Consider the following 19589-nt stretch of genomic DNA (forward strand, 5'->3'; position numbering starts at 1 on the left):
GGCTTTATGTCAGGATGACTGGCCAAACGGGGCGGGGTGCCGCAGAAGAGACGCCGGAAGAAATCGCGGACTATTTCCGGCGCTGTTTCGTTGAGTACTTCGAGGTGCTCGGCGTCAAAGCGGACGCCGTGCCCGATTACCTGTCTGGTAAGACCCTCTTGGAGTATGGCCCGGGAGATGTCCAGGGGGTTGCCCTGCTGATGCTCGCCCACGGCGCATCCCGGGTCTACTGTGTCGATCGTTTCCCCATGGTCGCCCTGCACGAGAAGAACGTGGCGGTATTGCAATCCCTGCTGGACGGACTCGAAGGGCAGGCCAGACAGCGGGCCGAAGCCGTATTCGTGGCGCCGGGCAATCCCGCCTCGGGTTTTGCCCCCGAGCGGGTGACCTACGTGTTGCAGGCCAGCGGCCTGCTCCAACAACAGGATGCCGTGGATCTGATCTATTCCCGGGCGGTGTTGGAGCACGTCAATGATCTGGAGGCTACCTTTCTCGACATGGCGCGGGCGCTGCGCCCCGGCGGTGTTATGATCCATCAGGTGGATCTGAAGAGTCACGGGCTCCATCGCCGCAACCCGCTGGACTTCCTTACCTGGCCCCCCTTTCTCTGGAATGCCATGTACAGCCACAAGGGGGCGCCCAACCGATGGCGCGTCGATGCCTACCGTAACGCTGCGGAAGCGGCCGGCCTGGCCCTGACCACCCTTTCCCCCACCCAGTTGGCCAGCCAGGAAGACGTGGCCGAGGTCCGGCCGCATCTGGCGGATATCCTCAAGGGGGTCTCCGACGAGGACCTGAGTTGGCTCGGTTTCTGGATCGTGGGTCGCCACCGGTGAACCAGGCGCATCATTACAAGGTTCTCCACGTCCTTGACCACTCGGTCCCCCTGCACAGCGGGTACACCTTCCGCACCCTCGCCATCCTGCGGGGCCAGCGGGCGCTGGGCTGGGAGACCTGTCACATCACCAGTCCCAAACAGAATGCCGGGGAACTGCTGGAGGAGGAGGCCGAGGGGCTGCACTTCTACCGCACCCCGGCGGCCCAAGGCCCCCTGGCCCGCCTGCCGGTGGCCAACCAGTGGGCGGTGGTGGACCGATTGGCCCGGCGCCTGGACCAGGTGATCCCCCGGGAGAAGCCCGACCTGCTCCATGCCCACTCCCCGGCCTTGAACGGTCTCGCAGCCCTGCGTGCCGGACGGCGCCATGGCCTGCCGGTGGTCTACGAGTGCCGCGCCTTCTGGGAGGACGCCGCGGTGGACCATGGCACCAGCCGCGAGGACGGGCTGCGCTACCGCCTCACCCGGGCCCTGGAGACGCGGGTGTTCCGCCAGGCCGACGCCGTCACTACCATCTGCGAGGGTCTCAAGGGGGACATCGTCGCCCGCGGCCTCCCCGACGCCAAGGTCACCGTCATCCCCAACGCCGTGGACATCGAGCGCTTCTCCATGGACCGGGAACGGGACGGGGAACTGGCCGCCGGCCTCGGCCTCGACGGTGCCACGGTGATCGGTTTCATTGGCTCCTTCTACGCCTATGAGGGCCTGCCGCTGCTCCTGGAGGCCCTGCCGCGGATCACCCGGGCCATCCCGGACGTGCACGTCTTGCTGGTGGGGGGCGGCCCCCAGAACGAGACCCTGCGGGCCATGGCCGCGGCGCCCGAACTCGCCGGCAAGGTCACCTTCACCGGCCGGGTGCCCCACGACCAGGTGGGACGCTACTACGATTTGGTGGACATCTTCGTCTACCCGCGCCTGTCCATGCGCCTCACCGACCTGGTCACCCCCCTGAAGCCCCTGGAGGCCATGGCCCAGGGCCGCCTGGTGGTGGCCTCGGACGTGGGCGGGCACCGGGAACTGATCCGGGACGGGGACAATGGCGGCCTGTTTCGGGCCGGGGACCCGGAGTCCCTGGCCGCCGCGGTGGCGGACCTGACCGGCCGGCGGGAGACGTGGCCGGAGATGGCGGCCCGCGCCCGCCACTTCGTGGAGGCGGAGCGCAGCTGGCCCGTCAGCGTCGCCCGCTACCCGCAGGTCTACGCGGCCGCCAGGTTCGGCTCGGCGGAAGAGGTGGACCCATGAAGGTGTTGCACGTGGTGCATGGCCTGCCCCGGGGCGGGTTGGAGACCGGCGTGGTCAATGTGGTCAACGGGCTGCCCGGGGAGGGGTTCCGCCAGGAGGTCTGCTGCCTCGATCAGCGCGGGGTGATGGCCGAGCGCCTGCGCCCGGATGTCCCCGTACACGTGCTCCATCGGGGGCGCCACGATCTGAGGGTCCCCTTCAAGCTGGGGCGTCTTATCCGGCAGGTAAGGCCGGACGTCGTCCACTGCCGCAACTGGAATGCCTGGCTCGATACCCTGCTCGGCTGTCGGATCGCCGGCTTCGACGGCCAACTGGTGTGGAGCTTTCACGGTTTTGCCGATGGCCATCACTTCCCGCGGCGCCGGCGTCTGGCCTCCCGGGCCCTGGCGGCCGTAACGGACCACTTGCTGGCGGTATGCCGGGATAGCGCAGAACGCTACGCACACCTTACGGGTATCGATCCGGCCCGCTTCCAGGTGGTTTACAACGGCGTTGACACCTCGCGCTTTCACCCCCGCGAGGCTGTCAGCGCACTGCGCGGCGAACTCGGTCTGCCCGCAAACACCGTGTTGGTGACCACCGTGGGAAGCCTGACTCCGGTGAAAAACCATCTCGGATTGATCGAGGCAGCCGCCCGTCATTGCGCCCAGTCCGGCGTCACGGCCACCTTTCTGATCGTCGGTGACGGGGCGCTGCGGGAGACCCTGCGTGCCCGGATCGAAGCTCTCGGTCTATCCGACCGGGTGCTGCTGCACGGACCGAGCGATCGCATACCGGAGGTCCTCGCCGCCTCGGACGTATTCGTGCTGCCGAGCCACCTGGAGGGAATGAGCAACGCCATTCTGGAAGCCATGGCCTCGGGGCTGCCGGTGGTGGCCTTCCGCACCGGAGGAAACCCGGAACTGGTAGACCATGGGCATACGGGCTTGCTGTGCGAGCCCGGTGATAACCAGGCCCTGGCCGCGGCCATCAGCCAGCTGGTGGAGCAGGCCGAGTTGCGTTCCGCCCTGGGTAGCCAGGCCCGGGAACGGGCCTCCAAGGTCTTTTCCATCGCGCAGATGACCGCGGGTTATGAGGCCTATTATCGGCGGATCGCCGCAGTCCCCGGAGAGATGGCGGTCGATGGCGGGTAACCGGGAAGCCAGGGGCAGCCACGGGGGGGTCCTCATGGTCGGGCCGTTGCCGCCGCCGGTTGGGGGCATGGCCACGGTCGCGGACAACCTGGTGCGGGCCCTGGCCAGGCACATGCAGGTAGACGTCCTCAACACCGTCAAGACCACGCCCCCCGACCGCAGCCTGTGGCAGGGGGTCCGCGCCCAGGCTTCGTTGCTGTGGCGGCTGGGCGCGCTGGTCCTGGTCCGCCGCCCCCGGGTCGTGCATATCCACACCTGCAGCTTCAATAGCTTCTGGCGCAACGGCCTCGATGTGCTGGTGGTCAAGGCCTTGTTCGGAAAGGTCATCCTGCACATCCACGGGGCCCAGTTCCACGAATTCCTGGCGGCCCTCTCGCCCGGGCGCCAGCGCCTTGCCCGGACGGTCTTTGCCCTTGCCGACAAGGTCATCGTCCTGGGTGAGAACTGGCGCCGCGTCCTGGAGCCCTGGGCCGGCGCCAGGCTGGTGGTTCTGCCCAACGCGGTGCCGTTGCCCGAGGGGCCCATGGGCCATGAGCCGGGGCAGGGGGACGCCCCGCCCGTGGTGATCACCCTGGCCAATTACGAACGCCGCAAAGGGCAGGCGGACTTGATCCGTGCCCGCGCCCGGTTGGACCAGGACTGTCCTCTGGTGGTGCGCCTGTACGGGGCGGACGGCGAGCCCGGCGAGCGGGAGCGCCTGGAGGCCCTGGTGGCGGAGCAGGGTCTGGCGGGCAAGGTGGAGGTCAACGGCCCGGTCACCGGGCAGGAAAAGGATCAGGTGTTCGCGGCCGCCAGCGGTTTCTGTCTCCCGTCCTACAACGAGGGCCTGCCCATGGCCATGCTCGAGGCCATGTCCTATGGCCTCCCGGTGCTGGTCACCGAGGTCGGGTCGATACCGGAGGTCATTCACGACGGGGTCAACGGTATGCTCTTCGCGCCAGGACAGGAGGATCGGCTCGCCGCCCGGTTGCGCCGCTTCTGCACCGATGGCGCTGCCTTGCGGGCCATGGGCCAGGCTGCCCGCGCGACCGTGGTCGCGGATTATTCACTGGACAGCAACGCCGAGAAGCTTGCCGCCATCTACGACGAGGTGGCCCCATGACCGCCAGCCTCTACACCCACCTGGTCTCCGGCGCCCTGTTCCCACTGCACGAGCGCCTCAAGGGCCACACCAGCGTGGCCAAACGGCGTGCTCTGGAGCAAAGCCAGTGGTGGCCGACGGAGCGGATCCTCGCGGCCCAGCAGCAAAAGCTCGCTGCCTTCATGGCGCGCATCGCCAGAGACGTGCCTTATTACGCCAAAGTATTCCGCGACGCGGGCCTCGCGCCCGACGCCATCCGGACCCCGGCAGACCTGGCCCGCCTGCCGTTCCTGACCAAGGCCGACATCCGCGCCCACGGCGAGGACCTGCGCGCCGCCGGTGCCGCCCCCCTCAGGCGTCTCAACACCGGCGGGTCCAGCGGCGAGCCTCTGGTGTTTTTCGTGGGGCCGGAACGGATCAGCCACGACGTGGCAGCCAAGTGGCGTGCCACCCGCTGGTGGGGGGTGGACATCGGCGACCCCGAAATCGTGCTTTGGGGCTCCCCCATCGAGGTCAACGCCCAGGACCGGGTGCGCGCCCTGCGCGATGCCGTCCTGCGCACCCGCCTGCTGCCCGCTTTCGACCTGTCCCCGGACAGCATCGACGGCTTTCTGGACACCATCGCGTCGGTGCGCCCCCCCATGCTGTTCGGTTACCCGTCGGCCTTCGCCCTCATGGCCCGCCAGGCCGAGGCCAGCGGCCGCGACCTGTCCGGGCTCGGCATCCGTGTCGCCTTCGTTACCTCCGAGCGCCTCTATGACGACCAGCGCCAGGTCATCGAGCGGGTCTTCGGATGCCCCGTGGCCAATGGCTACGGCGGCCGGGACGCCGGTTTCATCGCCCACCAGTGCCCGGCGGGAGGCATGCACGTGATGGCCGAGGATATCGTCCTGGAGGTCATCGACCCGGACGGCCGGCCGCTACCCCCGGGGCACTCGGGAGAACTGGTGGTCACCCACCTCGCTACCGGCGACTACCCCTTCGTCCGCTACCGTACCGGGGACGTGGGGGTCCTGGGCACCGCCCCCTGCCCGTGCGGGCGGGGCCTGCCCCTGCTGGAGCGCATCGAGGGGCGGACCACGGACTTCATCGTCGCCCAGGATGGTACCCCGATGCACGGCCTCGCCCTCATCTACGTGGTGCGCGACCTGCCCCACGTCGAGTCCTTCAAGATCGTCCAGGAGAGCCGCGAGCGGGTGGAGGTCTTCATCGTGCCGGGCCCGGGCTACAGTCACGACACCGCCCGGCCGATACAAGAGGGGTTCCGGGCGCGCCTGGGGCAGGGTGTTGAAGTCCAGGTCACGGTGGTCGAAGACATCCCGCGGGAGAAATCCGGAAAGTTCCGCTACGTGGTGAGTCATGCGCAGTAAATTGCACGAATGCCGGCCCGCCGGGCCGGAGCCGGTTCGGACCAGGGGGCGCTGAGGCCATGGCCTTTCCCCCGGATGCCTTCCTGATCGGCGCCGAAAAGTGCGGCACCACCACCTTTACGGAGTTGCTGGCCCAGCATCCGGGCTTGGTGGTGTCCGATCCCCGGGACGGGTACCGCAGGGTCGCCTTCGGTGGCCGGGCCGACGCCTGGGCTCGCCCGCGACGTCCGGCGCCGACCCTGCTGACGGCGTCCTTGGGAGGGGTGCTCCGGCGGGCCGTTGACCACCATTTGACCCCCCGCTGGGGCCGGTAGCCGCTCATGCGCGACCTGTTTATCGCCGCGGTAGTGTTTGGCGCTTTGCCCTTCATCCTGAAACGTACCTACATCGGCGTGCTGGTTTGGTCGTGGATCGGCTACATGAACCCCCATCGCCTGGCCTACGGCTTCGCCTACAGCTTCCCCTGGGCCCAGGTGGTGGCGTTGGCCACCCTGGTCAGCCTGCTGATAAACCGGGAGGAGAAGAAGTTTCCCATCACCGGCCTCACGGTGGTGTGGCTGCTGTTCCTGGTGTGGATGGGTATCACCACGGTGATGGCCGCGTATCCCGACCAGGCCTTCGACCAGCTAATCAAGGTGGCGAAGATTCAGTTGATCACGTTGATCACGGTGCTGGTCATGTACAAACCCGAGCGCATACAGATGCTGGTGTGGACCATTGCACTCTCCATCGGCTTCTACGGCATCAAGGGCGGCGTCTTCACTATCGCCACCGCCGGCGCTCACCGGGTATGGGGGCCGGAGGGGTCGTTCATCTGGGGCAACAACGAGATAGCCTTGGCCCTGTTGATGGTGCTCCCGCTTTTCTATTTCATGCGGGACATGGTGGAGAACAAGTGGCTGCGCCAGGGTCTGTTGCTGTGCATGCTGTTGATGGCGGTCTCCGCCATCGGCTCCCAGTCCCGGGGTGCCCTCCTGGCAGGGTTTTCGGTGTTGTTCTTTTTCTGGCTGAAGAGCCAGAGCAAGTTTCTCACCGGCATCGCCGGCGTAACGCTGACGGTGCTGGTGTTTCTGTTCATGCCCCAGAGTTGGCACGACCGCATGGGCACCATCCAGACCTACCAGGAGGACCGGTCGGCCATGGGCCGCATCAGCCACTGGGAGGCGGCCGTTAACCTGGCCAATGACCGTTTGTTCGGCGGCGGCTATGATGCCCTCTTACGTAGCGATATGTTTTACCGCTACGCTAACGACCCCACTTACCATGTGGACGCTCATTCCATTTACTTCGAAGTGCTGGGGGACCACGGCTGGATTGGCCTGGCCCTGTTCCTGCTCCTGGGATACATCGCCTTCCGAACGGCGGGGCGGCTGATCCGGGTGACCCGCGGGGTCGAGGAACTGAGCTGGGTGAATACCCTGGCGCGGATGCTTCAGGTCAGTCTGGTCGCGTACGCCACCGGCGGCGCTTTCCTGGGCCTGGCCTATTTCGATCTGTTTTACCATATTGTGGCGATACTGGTGCTGTTGCGCCTGCACGTGGATACTTGCCTGGCAGAGCACGATGTCGAGCCGACGCGACGTGAGGAATTGGTCTATTGAACGCCGCAGGCCTGCCACCGTGGCCGGTGGGCGTAGTGAAACCCCTATAAACCCTATGGAAAGGCTCTCTTTTACCAATACCCTTGCCCTGCGCGGCTTCCGCAAGGCTCTGGACCTGGCCCTGCGGGACCCGGGACGCCGGCGTCTGTCTGTCCTGGTCTACCACCGGGTGTTGAATGCCCCTGATTCCATTTACGCCGGGGATGTGGATGCCGCCACCTTCCGGTGGCAGATGGGCCTGGTAAAGGAATATCTGAACCCCTTGCCCCTGCCCGAGGCCGTGGAGCGGTTGGCCCAGGGCACCCTTCCCCCACGGGCGGTGAGCATCACCTTCGATGACGGCTACGCCGACAACCACGCCCTTGCCCTGCCGATCCTGCAGGACCTTGGGCTGCACGCCACATTCTTCATCGCCACGGACTTCCTCAATGGCGGCATCATGTTCAACGACGCCATCGCCGAAAGTGTGTGGGCCATGGCGGGGGAGCGCCTGGACCTGCGAGCCCTCGGGTTGGGCGAGTATCCCCTCGACACCGAGAAGGCCCGCCAGGAGACCGCTTGCATCATCATCAAGCAGTTGAAGCACCTGGACCGGGCCGAGCGGGACCGGCAGGTGGAGGCCATCGTCACCCGCTCCCGGGCCCGTCCCCCGTCTCTTATGATGACCGATGCCCAAGTGCGTGCCCTGGCCGCCGCGGGCATGGAGGTGGCCTGCCATACCAAGAGCCACCCCATCCTGAAAAAACTGCAACTGTCCGAGGCTGAGGCCGAGATCGCCGGCGCTCGGGAGGTGCTGGAGGGGGTCATCGGTGAAAAGGTGCGCCTGTTCGCGTATCCCAACGGGATTCCCGGTTACGATTATGAGCAGGTGCATGTGGACCTGATCCGGCGCCTGGGATTTATGGCGGCCGCCTCCACCCGCTGGGGCGTGGCCGACCGCAACACCGACCGCTTCCAACTCCCGCGGTTCACTCCGTGGGACCGCACCCCGACAAGGTTCATGTACCACATGGTACAGAACTACTTTCGCCTGGTGGAGTGATGAGGCGACAGATTGATGATTAGCGCCAAAGCTAGTTGGGGACCATCCCGCTTTATCCCTGCTCCATTCTCTAATTGGGGGTTTGACGCCGGCGCCCACGGGACCCGGGAGCACGGTATGATTATCAAAGATGGCGAAGCACCCCACATCCAGCGGATGGCATAGAAGATGAAGCTGATCGTCCAGATTCCCTGTTTCAACGAGGAGCACACCCTGCCCCAGACCGTGGCCGACATCCCCAGGGAGATTCCAGGCATCGACCGGGTGGAGGTGCTGATCATCGATGACGGCAGCGTGGACCGCACCACGGAGGTGGCCCGGGCGATCGGCGTGGACCACATCATCGTCAATCGGCGCAACTGGGGGCTCGCGCGGACCTTCCGGCGGGGCTTGGAGGAGTGCCTCAAGCGGGGCGCGGATATCATCGTCAACACCGACGGCGACAACCAGTACTTCGGCCAGGATATCCCCAAGCTGGTAAAGCCCATCCTGGAGGGCACTGCGGATCTGGTTATCGGCGACCGGGAGACCGGCAAGATTGCCCACTTTTCGCCTGTGAAGAAATTCCTGCAATGGCTCGGCAGCGGCATCGTGCGCAAGCTGGCGGGCATCTGGGTGCCGGACACCGTGAGCGGCTTCCGGGCCTTCTCTCGGGAGGCCGCCATCCGGCTCAACGTCGTGTCGTCCTTCAGCTACACCATCGAGACGGTCATCCAGGCCGGTAAGCGCGACATCGCCGTGACCTCCGTGCCCGTGCGCACGAACCCCAAGACTCGGGAATCACGCCTTTTCAAGGGTATCGGCTCGTTCATCACCCGCCAAGTGAGCACCATCGTACGCATGTACGCCATGTACCAGCCGCTCAAGGTGTTTTTTGTCATTGGCACCACCCTGACAGCGCTTGGCTTGGTGCCTATCCTGCGCTTCGTCTACTTCTACTTCACCGAAGGCGGCGCGGGTCACATCCAGTCCCTGGTTCTGGGGGGCGTACTGGTACTGATGGGTTTCATCGCCTATATGGCCGGCCTGGTGGCGGACCTGATCTCCTTCAACCGCCAGTTGCTGGAGATGACCCTGGAGCGGTTGAAGCGGCAGGAGTTGGGCATGCAAGGCCCGGGCAGGGCACCGGAAACCGGCGATGAGCGCAAGGATGCGGAAGCGGGATCGCGATAGATGCAGTCCCACATATGAATCAACAACTGATTCGGATAGCGCGATGCATGGCCTCTTATCTGCCCAGTAAGAGCCTGCTTACACTACGCCACCTGAAGGACGCCCGCCTGCGGTTGCTGGGGCGTCCTCACGAGGCGGATTTCGAACCCCTCAGGAAGTTGGCCATAGCCATGCCCGTGGTCGTCGACGTTGGGGCTAACCGAGGGCAGTCGATTGAGTCATTTCGATGTGTACTCGCCAAGCCCGTGATTCACGCCTTCGAGCCCAACCCGGTTCTCTCGGATGGGTTGAAACGTCGGTATCCGGGCGTCCGGGTATACGCAGTCGGCCTCGGCAGGGCCACCGGCGAGCTGTGTCTCTTTGTTCCACGCTATGGGTATACGTTCTGGGATACCCGCGCTTCCCTCGACTTCTCAATGGCGCGGTCTTTTCTGAAAGGCGAGCACTTTGCCTGTTTCAATGAGCGGCGCGCGGCGGTAGAGGAACTGCGTGTTCCCATCATCCGACTGGATGATCTGGCGCTCACGCCGAATATATTGAAGATTGACGCGGAGGGCATGGAGGCCAGTGTCCTGGAAGGTGCCTTCGTCACTCTGGAATCCGAACCTGTCGTGATCACCGAAGGGTGCAGCGATGCAGTAATGCAAATATTAAGCCCCTTGGGTTATGCGCCGTACCGAGCGGAGGGCACGAAGATCGTGGCCGGCTCCGGTGGTCTCAATACCTACTTCCTCAAACATCACCACCACGAGCTGTTTCTGGATGAAGCATGAGTAGCCCACTCCAGCAACCTGCTTCAGGTGTTTATACAGATGGATAACGTGCTGGTTATCGGCCCGGTTTTGCCGTTTCGTGGTGGAATTGCGCAACATAGCACTCTGTTGGCGCGGGCCCTTGCGGACCAGGGCGAATGCCGCATCCTGTCGTTTAAACGGCTCTATCCCCTGTGGCTCTTTCCCGGCGAAAGCGACCGTGATGCGGAATACAATAATTATCATGAACCACACACGGATTACCTACTGGATTCGATTAATCCGCTGACTTGGCGAAAGGCTGTGGCCGTGGTCCGCAGCCAACGGCCTGACTTCGTTCTCATACCCTGGTGGACCTTCTTTCTCGGCCCAATGCTAGCGTATATCGCGTGGTCCCTGCGCCGACATGGTATCGAGGTCGTGTTTTTCTGCCACAACGTCGTTGATCACGAGGCCGCTTTCTGGAAGCGTGCCCTCGCGCGACTGGTGCTGCAGCGGGGCAGCCGGTTTGTGGTTCACAGTCACTTTGAGGAAGCCCGTCTGCGGGACCTCGTGCCCGGCGCGGCGGCTGTCGTCCACCCCCATCCCATCTACGACCAATTCCCAGAGCCCACGGCCGACTTGCCGCGCCGCGCCGCTTTGGAACTGCTGTTTTACGGCTTCGTGCGCCCCTACAAGGGTCTCGACGTCCTCATTGAGGCCATGAGCCTGCTCCACGGCAGCGACATCTTCCTCACTGTGGCTGGCGAGTTCTGGGAGGGGGAACAGGAACTGCGGCGGCGTTTGGCGGCCAGCGGCCTCGATGCCAAGGTTGAGGTCATCGCCCGGTACGTCTCGGAAACGGATACTGCCAACCTTTTCCAGCGCGCGGATCTCGTGGTTCTGCCTTACCGTTCCGCGACCGGTAGCGGGGTGATCCCTATCGCCTATCGCTATGGTAAACCGGTGGTTGCGACCCGGGTCGGCGGGCTGCCGGATGTAGTGGAAGAGGGCCGCACCGGTTTTCTGGTGCCACCGGAATCCCCTGATGCGTTGGCGGAAGTCTTGTCTTCTTTATCGAGGGGGCAGCTGGAGGCGCTTCGACCGCACGTCCAAGAGTTCGCCGCGCGTTTGACCTGGCAATCTCTGGCGTCGGCAGTGCAGCGTGGGCAATCACAACCTTGAGCAAGGAGGCGTAAGGAGTGCCAGAACATCCGCAGGTCAGCATCACGCTCACCCGTTATCGGGAGCCGGATTGGCTCATCTTGGAAACCCTGGAGAGCCTTGCATCCCAAGAAGGTATCGCCGCGGAAGTGCTTTTTCTCGACCAGACTCCGACGGAGGGGATACGGGAACACTGTGAACAACTCAGCCGGCCCGGTATCACCTTTGTGCACGCGACGATCCCCGCGAACAGCCTCTCATATGCGCGAAACGAGGCGATCCGGCGAGCGACCGCAGACATGCTGCTCTATATCGATTCCGACGCTATTGCGCAGCCGGATTGGGCGGCCACCCTGCGAGATGCATTGAGCGCGGACGACGTTGGCGTGGCAGGAACGAAAATCCTACCGAAATGGCACGGGCGCCCGTTACTGATTGCCCGGTCGCGCCTGGTTCAGGATCAGTATTCCCTGTACGACTTGGGAGAGGAACAACGCGCGATTCACCGGGTGGTCGGCGCCAGTTTTGGCATCCACCGCGCTAGGCTGGGTGAGCAGGCCTATTTCGACGAAAAGCTGGGTCGCCGGGAAGGCATCCTTTTCGGCGGAGAAGAATCCGACCTGTGCCGGCGGGCTGCAATCCTCGGCTTGAAGACCCTTTACGACGGGGGTACGCACGTCTATCACCAGATTTTGCCGGAACGTCTTCGGTACCGTTGGCTGCTCAGGCGCTTTTTTTATGCAGGGGTGGGGAGGGCACAACTCGGTGGCGCACCCAATCCGTCCAACCCTCTGGGTTTCTGGGACTACGTCGCACTGCCGGTGGTACTGCCCTTTTACGCCGCCGGCTACCGTCATGGCAAGCGTATGAACACAAGGCAGACGTAGTGCGCGGTTTCCGTGCCCGCCTGTTCTGGGATTGTTTCAGCAGGGCGTCAAACAGGGAGGGGCCAAATACCTCGACGGGAGGGCCCCGGACCGTCGTCTTGCAAGGACGCATGGAGGATTTCGCAGTCAGACGATTCAAGAAGTGCTCTGGCCGTGCCGCTATCGGCCAGCAGAACCCGGCCTTGGTGAAGTGGCGGCACAACGAAGACCGTCATCCCGCATCCGTACCGCAAGGGTTGCGGGCGCGGCTGCTCGTCCGGTTCGATTAACGCCACTCAAATGGAAAACGCCACGGCTACAATGTCAGATCCCCCTCCCGTCAGCGTCGTAATGGCGGTCCACAACGAGGAGCGATACGTTACCGGGGCGGTAGAGAGCATCCTCGGCCAGTCGTTCGCCGACTTCGAATTTCTTATCGTGGACGATGCCTCCACGGACGGGACCCCGGGTCTCCTTGAAGCCTTTGCCGTGCGAGACCCCAGGATCCGCATTCTGACCAATCCGACCAATCTGGGATTGACGAAATCCCTGAATGTTGCTTTGACGGCAGCGCGCGGCCACCTGGTCGCCCGGATGGACGCGGACGACTTATCGTTTCCACCGCGGTTGGAAAGACAGGTGGGGTTTCTTCAGGATAACGCCGACTATCTTTTGTGTGGGACCGGCTATCAAACCATCGACGAGAACGGCAGGGTCCAGAAGACGGACATCAGGGGTGCCACCCCTTCCTTGTTCGAATGGGACCTCTTCTTCGGACCGCCTCTGGCGCATCCGTCGGCGATGTTTCGTCGCCTCCTTCCCGATGGGCTCCCCGTTCTGTACGATGAAACCCTGCTGACCGCCCAGGACTATGGTCTCTGGTGTACCCTCGCAAAGCGGGGCAAGGGGGTCGTCCTTCCCGAGGTCCTGGTGGGCTATCGCATGCATTCCACGAACATCTCCACCACGAAGCGCGGCAGCCAGGCCGAATTGTCGATCCGCATCGCCCGGGACTTCCTGGAATTCAAGCTTCCGGGAGTCCTCGAACGACATCCCCAACTCCTCGCGTTTTATGCGCTGTACCACGGGCAGCTCCATACACGTCCGGAGCACGTCGCACCATCGTTCGAAGCTGTGCAGAGTCTGGCCGATGAGTTTATCCGGCGCGACTGCCTGAATGCGGCGGAGAAACGCATCGTCCGTCGCCTCGCCCTGCGCCGCCTGGTGCGCGCCTTGTTTGCGGAAGGGCAAGGCCGCCGCAGCTTCTCCGTGGTTGTCGCCACCCTGCGCGCCTTGGTCCCGCACCTGCCGGTGTTTCTTGAAGAGGGGCATGACTTTGTCCGGCGGCGGCTCGTTGGTGTACCGCGACCACGCTGACATTGAATTATGAAAACGAAAGTTGAAAAGTTTAAGGAAGGCAAGCTAGCTCGCCTCGGCACCTTTGCACCTGGACGCGGTTACCCTGGAGAAGAGTTGCGCTACGACTTGCATACCCGCCGGTCGCTAAGTGCCGAGCAAATCGTCTTTAAGTCGACACATGCCGGTAGGCGCGCCCTCTACACCGTGCAGATGAGCAACATGCTCGTCGCGCCTTCTTGATGGCCCCCTCGGCCGTGTCCGTTACCCCCTGAGATATTGCTATGGAGAATGCCGGCGTCCGCTCGATTCTTCGGAATACGGCCTACTTGATGCTGGCCCGTGGAGTCACAATTACTGCTCGAGCCGTTTACATTCTCGTTATCGCGCGCCTGCTGGGCCCCGAACTCTACGGTCTCTTCAATTACGGCCTGTCTTGGTATCTGCTCTTCTTACCACTGACCATACTCGGCATCGACTTCGTTCTCCTAAGGGAGCTTGGACGGCGCGATGCGAATTCGCTGCACTTGTTGGGTATCAGCTTGCCTTTGCGGACAGCGAGCACCGTGTTAGTCGCAGCGTCCTGCCTAGCGCTCGGATGGTGGCTCGAAACCGAGCCTCTAGGCCGTACGCTTCTGTTTTTTTTCTCAGCCGCTCTGGTGGGTCGTGGCCTCGCGGCTTGGTCCGAGGCGATATTCAAGGGCCGGGAGGCATCGGGATTCATTCTGGCCCAGGAGTTGGTCTTCAGGCTGCTGGAGGTTTCCATCGGTCTAATCCTGCTGGCGGCCGGGTTTGGGGTCGAGGCGCTGGCGGCGGTACACGCCGCGGCGTGGCTGCTTCAGGGCGCAACGGGTTTGTATCTGGTTCGACGCGTTGTCCAGCAGAAGCTGCGCGCCGAGTGGGACCTCGCGCCCATGGCGCGTCTGCTCCTGGCGGGCCTCCCCTTCCTGGCTGTGGCCGCCTTGCTGGCTTGGCTGATGCAAGGTCCTCTTGTGCTCTACCGGCACATCAACGGCGTCGGGGCAGGCCTGGGGCAACTCGCATTAGCGGTACAGTTCTTCACCATACTCGGAGGCATGGCTTCGTCCCTCGGCTTGGCTGCCGTTCCCGTGCTAACCCGTTCCTCGGAACGTCAAGACGGAAAGACGTCTCTATTCGTACGGAGTGTTCTACGGGCGGGTTGGTTGATGGCCGGTACGCTGGTGATCGGTGGGCTCACAGTGGGACCATATGTCATTAATGGAATTTTTGGTCCCGAATTTTCCCGCGTCCAAGCCCTACTCCCATGGGCGCTTCTGCTGGTGGGATTCCACTTTTGGGTGACCAGCCTGCGGAGTGTGCTCATCGCTCACGGGCAGTTTCTACAGCTGGCGATGGCGATGGCGGTCGGTGCGGGCATCTTTACGGCCACCTTCGTGCCTCTGGTAAGCTGTTGCGACCTGAAAGGTGCCCTATTCGCCACAGGTTTGGGCCTGTTGTCAATTTTCGGCGTACAACTTTACCTACTATCCAAGACTGACTCCATGGATCTCGCCGGTAGCGTTACGGCACCAGGGGCCGTCGTCCTGGTTACCATAAGCGTCACGTATAGTCTGGACGATATACACCCGGTCCTCGGTTTAACCATCGGTCTTTCGCTACTGTGGGGATTGGCGCTGGCGATCGGGACGGTTCCAAAGCCAAATATGTTTCGCGCAATCCGTAATAGAAATTGACGTGGCGGCCACGCCGCTATGAGCTTTTAACCCTCAGGAAACCACCATGGCCTCGACACATTTTCCGAATGAATACGAACACGCTGGCGCGAAAAAGCGACTTTCGCCGGAGTCGAGCGCGCAGGCTCAACTGCAAGAAGCCGAATACGTATTTCCCTATCACTATATCCCACAGCTCGGTTTGAGCCAGTTTAGCCAGACCCGCCACTACAGTTGGGGGTTTCGATATATGGGGGGGCTTGAAGTTGTTTCTGCAGCCGTTGCCCGCTACCAGCCTGCCACCCTCATCGATATCGGTTGTGGCGACGGCAGGTTTCTCGCTGAAGCAAGCAAGGGTTTTCCAGAAACCAGGATGTTGGGAGTCGACTACAGCGCCGCGGCTATCGCATATGCAAAGGCCTTCAATCCAAGTTTACGCTTCGAGGCAAGGGACATCATTACAAACCCTTTCGATGAAAGATTTGCTGTTGCCACCCTGGTGGAAGTGCTTGAGCACATTGAGCCTAACCTCGTGCCCGACTTTCTTGCCGCTATACGGCATCATCTTACCCCCGGTGGCAGGCTTATTCTAACGGTTCCCCACAAAAACAGCCCGCTTATACCCAAACACTTTCAGCACTTCGATGCAGAACAGCTACGCGCGATACTCAGTGAGCATTTCCATGTGGAACGAATAAGTTATTTCGACAGCCGGCGGGATTTTTCCATTCGCGTTGCGAAATTCTTGCTTGGTGGGGCCGGCAGACAGTTTGTGGTCACAAATCGACGACTCAATCACCTATTCATGAAACGCTATCTGCAAAGGTTTTTGTACGTCGAGCAGGAACGGGATTGTCGGCGCTTACTCGCTGTCGCGCAGGCATGAACCCCTTATTGGGTGCGCCGATTGGACGTGACCAGATCCCGGAAGCATTGGAGCCCGTCTATTTTTTCCGCTGGCGTCGTAATTAGGCGGTGACCTGCTGCCAGCATACAGCGCTTCACCGGCCGTTAGCCAATGATTTAGCGGGATTCCGCCGATTCCTTGCGCGGAAGTTACGCAGGCGGGATTTTTCAGAACTAATTTAGAGCACACAATTGTTTCGCTATATACATAAGGTCATGCCGACTCCGTTGCTTGACTTGGGCCTGTCCACCGAAGCCACGGTACTTCTCGCGGGTACCGGGCGAAGCGGCACCACTTGGGTCGGGGACGTAATCAATCACCACAACGACTTCCGCGTGCTCTTTGAGCCATTCCATAGCCGTTTGGTGAGGGTTTGGCAGCCTTTTCATTACCGGCAATACTTACGTCCGGGAACGGTCTACCCGCAGCTTGAGGAGGCAGTAGAAAACATTCTATCTGGCCGCGTTCGAAGCCCCTGGAGCGACCGGTTCAACCGGCGTATCCTGGCCCGTCGCCGGTTGGTCAAGGAGATCCGGATCAATCTCATGCTCGGCTGGATTCGGGAGAGATATCCCGACCTCCCAATCATCCTGCTGGTGCGTCATCCCGGCGCGGTTGCCATGTCGAAGCTTCAGCTTGGTTGGAAAACGATTTTGGATGAGTTACTGGCCCAGCCCGACCTGGTAGAGGAGCACCTTCTGCCCCAGAGGTCACTTCTGGAGTCCGTACAAAACGACTTTGGTCGTCACATCGCATTGTGGTGCGTAGAGACACTGGTGCCACTGCGTCAGCTCAAGCCCGGGGACTTTCATTTGGTCTTCTACGAGCATCTCGTTACCCAGCCGAAGAATACCGTTCCGCTTCTGCTCCGCTATGCGGGAATAGACGACCAAGGCTTCGATTATAGTAAGCTGGGGCATCCCTCTGCGATGGCACAGAAGTCAAGTGCAATTAAGACGGGCAGGGACGTCCTGGGCAGTTGGCACCGGAACGTGGACGTGGCTGATCTGGAACAGATGCATGAAATCCTCTGTGCATTTGGTCTTCAGAATCTGTACGACCGTAATTACTATCCAGCGAGCGAACCTGGTACGGCGGCCGTTCGCCCTTGTGTTGGCGTAAAATGAAAGCCGCACCTGGATGTCAGGCCCATGCCCGTCACCCACGGATATCGGGCTCGGTTCTCACGGATATCGGGGTCGGTTCTTGACTTACGCAAGCGAAATCCAGTCGGTACGTCAACCCCGGCGCGCGCATCGAAACAACCGACGTTGATCTGCCCAAGGGAACGGCGCGGGCTGGTGCCCAATACGGAAAGAGCTACTTTGCCTTCGTAGGCGGTAATGGGCGATTGAAAGGACAATGAATACAAAGGCCACAGCATAGACCTTTTATTTCAATCGTCTCGGTCGAGGTGCTTTCGGTCAAGCCTTTGCTTGAGTTGATATTCGTATAAAGAAGGAATCGTTGTAACCGGTGTGTTCAAACCTTCAATCCAGGCGTTGGGCCCATAGTCAATCTCGAACGGCGCACTTCCGTGCAGTCCGATTATTCGGGCGGAGGGGCCGTCCGCGAGCCGGGGGCGCCCAGGCTTGCTAAAGTCCACACGGGTGTTCCAGATGACGGTAAATGCAGCGGCGGCGGGGCCCCAACGTGACGATCCGCCGTGGTCGAATAGGCGGGAGACGTCACGCAACCGAAACACCAGGTTGTCAAAAAGGTTTTGCTGGTTGGCCCCATGGTGCTGATCAATCGTCATTTCCCGGATCCGGCCATTCGTGAAAACAACGCGTTCGGCGCCGAAACCGGTACTGACCCCATGTACGCTCGGGGCCTTAAAGTCGAAATCTCTGACCAGCACATCCGTGGAATTCATGACTCCTGTTGCGTAATGTCCACCGCGCCCTACGGTCCTCACATTCTCCAGGCTAATATTCTTGCTCCTGGCCACGATGAACGCACTGTCGGCATTCTCGACCACCACGTCCTTCACCCAGGAGTGTGCCGCGTCGCGCACATAGACGGCGTTGAACCCATCCTCCAGCAAATGTCCTCCATACCGCCTATTGGGGAACTCGATATGCAGTTGCTCCAGAGCGATGCTGTGCAGAAAGGCGGTTCGTCTTAGGGCGATACCCCATTGGGGTAGGACGTCGTGCAGGAGCGGTTCCTTGATAATTAACCGCGTACCATCCACTTTTTCGACCGTCACATACTGGCGAACAAGACCATTCCTGATGTTACGTTTTGTCAAATCGCCTAGCTTAACGGGTTGAGCGTCGAAGACATGGTCCGTAAATGCGACGGAATCACACCGCCTTGTACACCACACGACCTCGATGAGTTCCCCGTTTCGGATATTTGTTTGCTCCTCGAGTTCCAAGGTGTGTTTCCCTTGGCTGCCGCGGATGGCATGTGCGAGTGGCTCAGGGCGCTCGGGCGGCATAGGATGACCTATCCAGATCATCCCTCCCGTCCAGGATGCCGGCGAAAACAGTTCATCACCACGGCGATTGTTCTCTCGCTCCATACGCAATCGCTGTCGTTGGATCTCGGGTGGAATACGCGGTAGCTCCAGAATCGGCTGTGGAAAGAAGAGTCGGGTCCGGTGCTCCTCATCGCCACTGCCCCGCAGGCGGATGCCGCTGCGGCTGATCCTCAGGATGTCCGATATGATGAAACGTCCTGGCGGGAACTGAACCGTGACTGAACCTGCCTTCTCATGGGCACGTTTCAAGGCCTGCAGTACGGCCTCGGTATCGTCCCTGCCGTCGCTCGCTTCGGCGCCGAAGGTCTCGACATGGACAATCTCGTCCGCAGGCGCGCTGGGTATGGGTCGCTCCCCCCATTGGTATCCGGCATAGGAGAAGTCCGCAAGGAATAGGTCGGACTCCGGATCGAGGATGTGGGGTTTCCAGTCGTCCGGCAGGGTCCTGGCCCTTATTGGTGGCGAAGGTTCTGCTTGCCGTGGCCGTGACGGTCGAATCGTCTCGTCTCCTGACTCATCCCCACGCACTCCTTCACGGAGGGGGGCCTCGGGGGCGATGCGTAGCTGTTGCTCCAGCCGCTCAAGCTGTCTATCCACGAAAAGCACATCGGGATGCTGGTCCGTGAACCTGAGCATCAGCTCATCGCGCTCGCGCTTAAGCTCCCGGATCTCCTGCTCCAACTCGGCCTTGTAGTAAGGCGCCTCATGAGGGCTGGAATCTGGAAAACCGGGTGGAGGCGCGGCTTCTGAGCCTTGTCGGTCTGCCGGACCTTCAGCTCTTAGAGGGGAGGCCTCTGGGGGCGGCGACTCTTCTTCAGAGGGGATCTCTTCCATGTCAGCCATGCCACCGCCGTTCGTCACAGGGGGTTGGCTGACACAGGCAGACAACAGGCAAGCCGTCGAAAC

The 19589-nt window shown here is 62.0% G+C and carries 18 protein-coding genes; 17 read left to right on the forward strand and 1 reads right to left on the reverse strand.

What is annotated here, in order from left to right:
* The first annotated feature begins 14 nt into the window (after positions 1 to 14).
* From U5S82_12710 to U5S82_12790, 17 genes are all read left to right on the forward strand, one after another.
* A complete protein-coding gene (locus U5S82_12710) occupies positions 15 to 836 on the forward strand; it encodes a methyltransferase domain-containing protein (GenBank protein ID MDZ7752502.1) in 822 nt (273 codons plus the stop codon).
* Positions 800 to 2077: a TIGR04063 family PEP-CTERM/XrtA system glycosyltransferase gene (locus tag U5S82_12715; GenBank protein MDZ7752503.1), complete on the forward strand. Its 1278-nt coding sequence runs from the start codon at positions 800 to 802 to the stop codon at positions 2075 to 2077. The genes U5S82_12710 and U5S82_12715 overlap by 37 nt, the downstream gene beginning before the upstream one ends.
* A complete protein-coding gene (locus U5S82_12720) occupies positions 2074 to 3210 on the forward strand; it encodes a glycosyltransferase (GenBank protein ID MDZ7752504.1) in 1137 nt (378 codons plus the stop codon). Before U5S82_12715 ends, U5S82_12720 begins: the two co-directional genes overlap by 4 nt.
* Before the next feature lie 67 nt (positions 3211 to 3277).
* A complete protein-coding gene (locus tag U5S82_12725; GenBank protein ID MDZ7752505.1) occupies positions 3278 to 4312 on the forward strand; it encodes a glycosyltransferase family 4 protein in 1035 nt (344 codons plus the stop codon).
* Positions 4309 to 5661: an AMP-binding protein gene (locus U5S82_12730; protein ID MDZ7752506.1), complete on the forward strand. Its 1353-nt coding sequence runs from the start codon at positions 4309 to 4311 to the stop codon at positions 5659 to 5661. Before U5S82_12725 ends, U5S82_12730 begins: the two co-directional genes overlap by 4 nt.
* 59 nt (positions 5662 to 5720) lie before the next feature.
* Positions 5721 to 5975, forward strand: a complete 255-nt coding sequence (locus U5S82_12735) for a hypothetical protein (protein ID MDZ7752507.1) — start codon at positions 5721 to 5723, stop codon at positions 5973 to 5975.
* 6 nt (positions 5976 to 5981) lie between these two features.
* Positions 5982 to 7262, forward strand: coding sequence for a putative O-glycosylation ligase, exosortase A system-associated (locus U5S82_12740; protein MDZ7752508.1), 1281 nt, complete (start codon positions 5982 to 5984; stop codon positions 7260 to 7262).
* Between the two features lie 55 nt (positions 7263 to 7317).
* Positions 7318 to 8304, forward strand: a complete 987-nt coding sequence (locus U5S82_12745; GenBank protein MDZ7752509.1) for a polysaccharide deacetylase family protein — start codon at positions 7318 to 7320, stop codon at positions 8302 to 8304.
* 168 nt (positions 8305 to 8472) lie between these two features.
* Positions 8473 to 9477, forward strand: coding sequence for a glycosyltransferase family 2 protein (locus U5S82_12750; GenBank protein MDZ7752510.1), 1005 nt, complete (start codon positions 8473 to 8475; stop codon positions 9475 to 9477).
* Positions 9478 to 9524: 47 nt separating this feature from the next.
* The gene (locus U5S82_12755; GenBank protein ID MDZ7752511.1) at positions 9525 to 10250 is read left to right on the forward strand and encodes an FkbM family methyltransferase; all 726 of its coding nucleotides are present in this window, start codon (positions 9525 to 9527) and stop codon (positions 10248 to 10250) included.
* A 39-nt stretch (positions 10251 to 10289) separates the two neighbouring features.
* Positions 10290 to 11393, forward strand: coding sequence for a glycosyltransferase (locus tag U5S82_12760; GenBank protein ID MDZ7752512.1), 1104 nt, complete (start codon positions 10290 to 10292; stop codon positions 11391 to 11393).
* A gap of 17 nt (positions 11394 to 11410) precedes the next feature.
* Positions 11411 to 12259 carry a glycosyltransferase gene (locus tag U5S82_12765; protein MDZ7752513.1) on the forward strand — a complete coding sequence of 283 codons (849 nt, stop codon included), beginning with the start codon at positions 11411 to 11413 and terminating at the stop codon, positions 12257 to 12259.
* 300 nt (positions 12260 to 12559) lie between these two features.
* Positions 12560 to 13615, forward strand: a complete 1056-nt coding sequence (locus U5S82_12770) for a glycosyltransferase family 2 protein (protein ID MDZ7752514.1) — start codon at positions 12560 to 12562, stop codon at positions 13613 to 13615.
* A gap of 9 nt (positions 13616 to 13624) precedes the next feature.
* Entirely contained in the window at positions 13625 to 13837 is a 213-nt protein-coding gene (locus U5S82_12775; GenBank protein MDZ7752515.1) for a hypothetical protein, read from the forward strand.
* Between the two features lie 41 nt (positions 13838 to 13878).
* Complete coding sequence (locus tag U5S82_12780) at positions 13879 to 15309, forward strand: oligosaccharide flippase family protein (GenBank protein MDZ7752516.1); 1431 nt, start codon at positions 13879 to 13881, stop codon at positions 15307 to 15309.
* Positions 15310 to 15355: 46 nt separating this feature from the next.
* A complete protein-coding gene (locus U5S82_12785; protein MDZ7752517.1) occupies positions 15356 to 16174 on the forward strand; it encodes a class I SAM-dependent methyltransferase in 819 nt (272 codons plus the stop codon).
* A gap of 257 nt (positions 16175 to 16431) precedes the next feature.
* A complete protein-coding gene (locus U5S82_12790) occupies positions 16432 to 17322 on the forward strand; it encodes a sulfotransferase (GenBank protein MDZ7752518.1) in 891 nt (296 codons plus the stop codon).
* A 269-nt stretch (positions 17323 to 17591) separates the two neighbouring features.
* On the opposite strand, the gene U5S82_12795 is transcribed toward U5S82_12790, so the two are convergent.
* On the reverse strand, positions 17592 to 19526 hold the full coding sequence (locus U5S82_12795) for a glycosyl hydrolase family 28-related protein (protein MDZ7752519.1): 1935 nt from the start codon (positions 19524 to 19526) through the stop codon (positions 17592 to 17594).
* Positions 19527 to 19589 lie beyond the last annotated feature (63 nt).

This window comes from Gammaproteobacteria bacterium (genome assembly GCA_034522055.1).
In the GTDB taxonomy this organism is placed as follows: Bacteria; Pseudomonadota; Gammaproteobacteria; order JAABTG01; family JAABTG01; genus JAABTG01.

What these genes read in the sequence shown, in the direction of transcription:
- U5S82_12720 (MDZ7752504.1), top strand. Translation starts at nt 2,074, where the DNA reads ATGAAGGTGTTGCACGTGGTGCATGGCCTGCCCCGGGGCGGGTTGGAG.
- U5S82_12725 (MDZ7752505.1), top strand. Translation starts at nt 3,278, where the DNA reads ATGGCCACGGTCGCGGACAACCTGGTGCGGGCCCTGGCCAGGCACATG.
- U5S82_12745 (MDZ7752509.1), top strand. Translation starts at nt 7,318, where the DNA reads ATGGAAAGGCTCTCTTTTACCAATACCCTTGCCCTGCGCGGCTTCCGC.
- U5S82_12710 (MDZ7752502.1), top strand. Translation starts at nt 15, where the DNA reads ATGACTGGCCAAACGGGGCGGGGTGCCGCAGAAGAGACGCCGGAAGAA.
- U5S82_12775 (MDZ7752515.1), top strand. Translation starts at nt 13,625, where the DNA reads ATGAAAACGAAAGTTGAAAAGTTTAAGGAAGGCAAGCTAGCTCGCCTC.
- U5S82_12785 (MDZ7752517.1), top strand. Translation starts at nt 15,356, where the DNA reads ATGGCCTCGACACATTTTCCGAATGAATACGAACACGCTGGCGCGAAA.
- U5S82_12735 (MDZ7752507.1), top strand. Translation starts at nt 5,721, where the DNA reads ATGGCCTTTCCCCCGGATGCCTTCCTGATCGGCGCCGAAAAGTGCGGC.
- U5S82_12755 (MDZ7752511.1), top strand. Translation starts at nt 9,525, where the DNA reads ATGGCCTCTTATCTGCCCAGTAAGAGCCTGCTTACACTACGCCACCTG.
- U5S82_12780 (MDZ7752516.1), top strand. Translation starts at nt 13,879, where the DNA reads ATGGAGAATGCCGGCGTCCGCTCGATTCTTCGGAATACGGCCTACTTG.
- U5S82_12750 (MDZ7752510.1), top strand. Translation starts at nt 8,473, where the DNA reads ATGAAGCTGATCGTCCAGATTCCCTGTTTCAACGAGGAGCACACCCTG.
- U5S82_12760 (MDZ7752512.1), top strand. Translation starts at nt 10,290, where the DNA reads ATGGATAACGTGCTGGTTATCGGCCCGGTTTTGCCGTTTCGTGGTGGA.
- U5S82_12795 (MDZ7752519.1), bottom strand. Translation starts at nt 19,526, where the DNA reads ATGGCTGACATGGAAGAGATCCCCTCTGAAGAAGAGTCGCCGCCCCCA.
- U5S82_12740 (MDZ7752508.1), top strand. Translation starts at nt 5,982, where the DNA reads ATGCGCGACCTGTTTATCGCCGCGGTAGTGTTTGGCGCTTTGCCCTTC.
- U5S82_12770 (MDZ7752514.1), top strand. Translation starts at nt 12,560, where the DNA reads ATGTCAGATCCCCCTCCCGTCAGCGTCGTAATGGCGGTCCACAACGAG.
- U5S82_12730 (MDZ7752506.1), top strand. Translation starts at nt 4,309, where the DNA reads ATGACCGCCAGCCTCTACACCCACCTGGTCTCCGGCGCCCTGTTCCCA.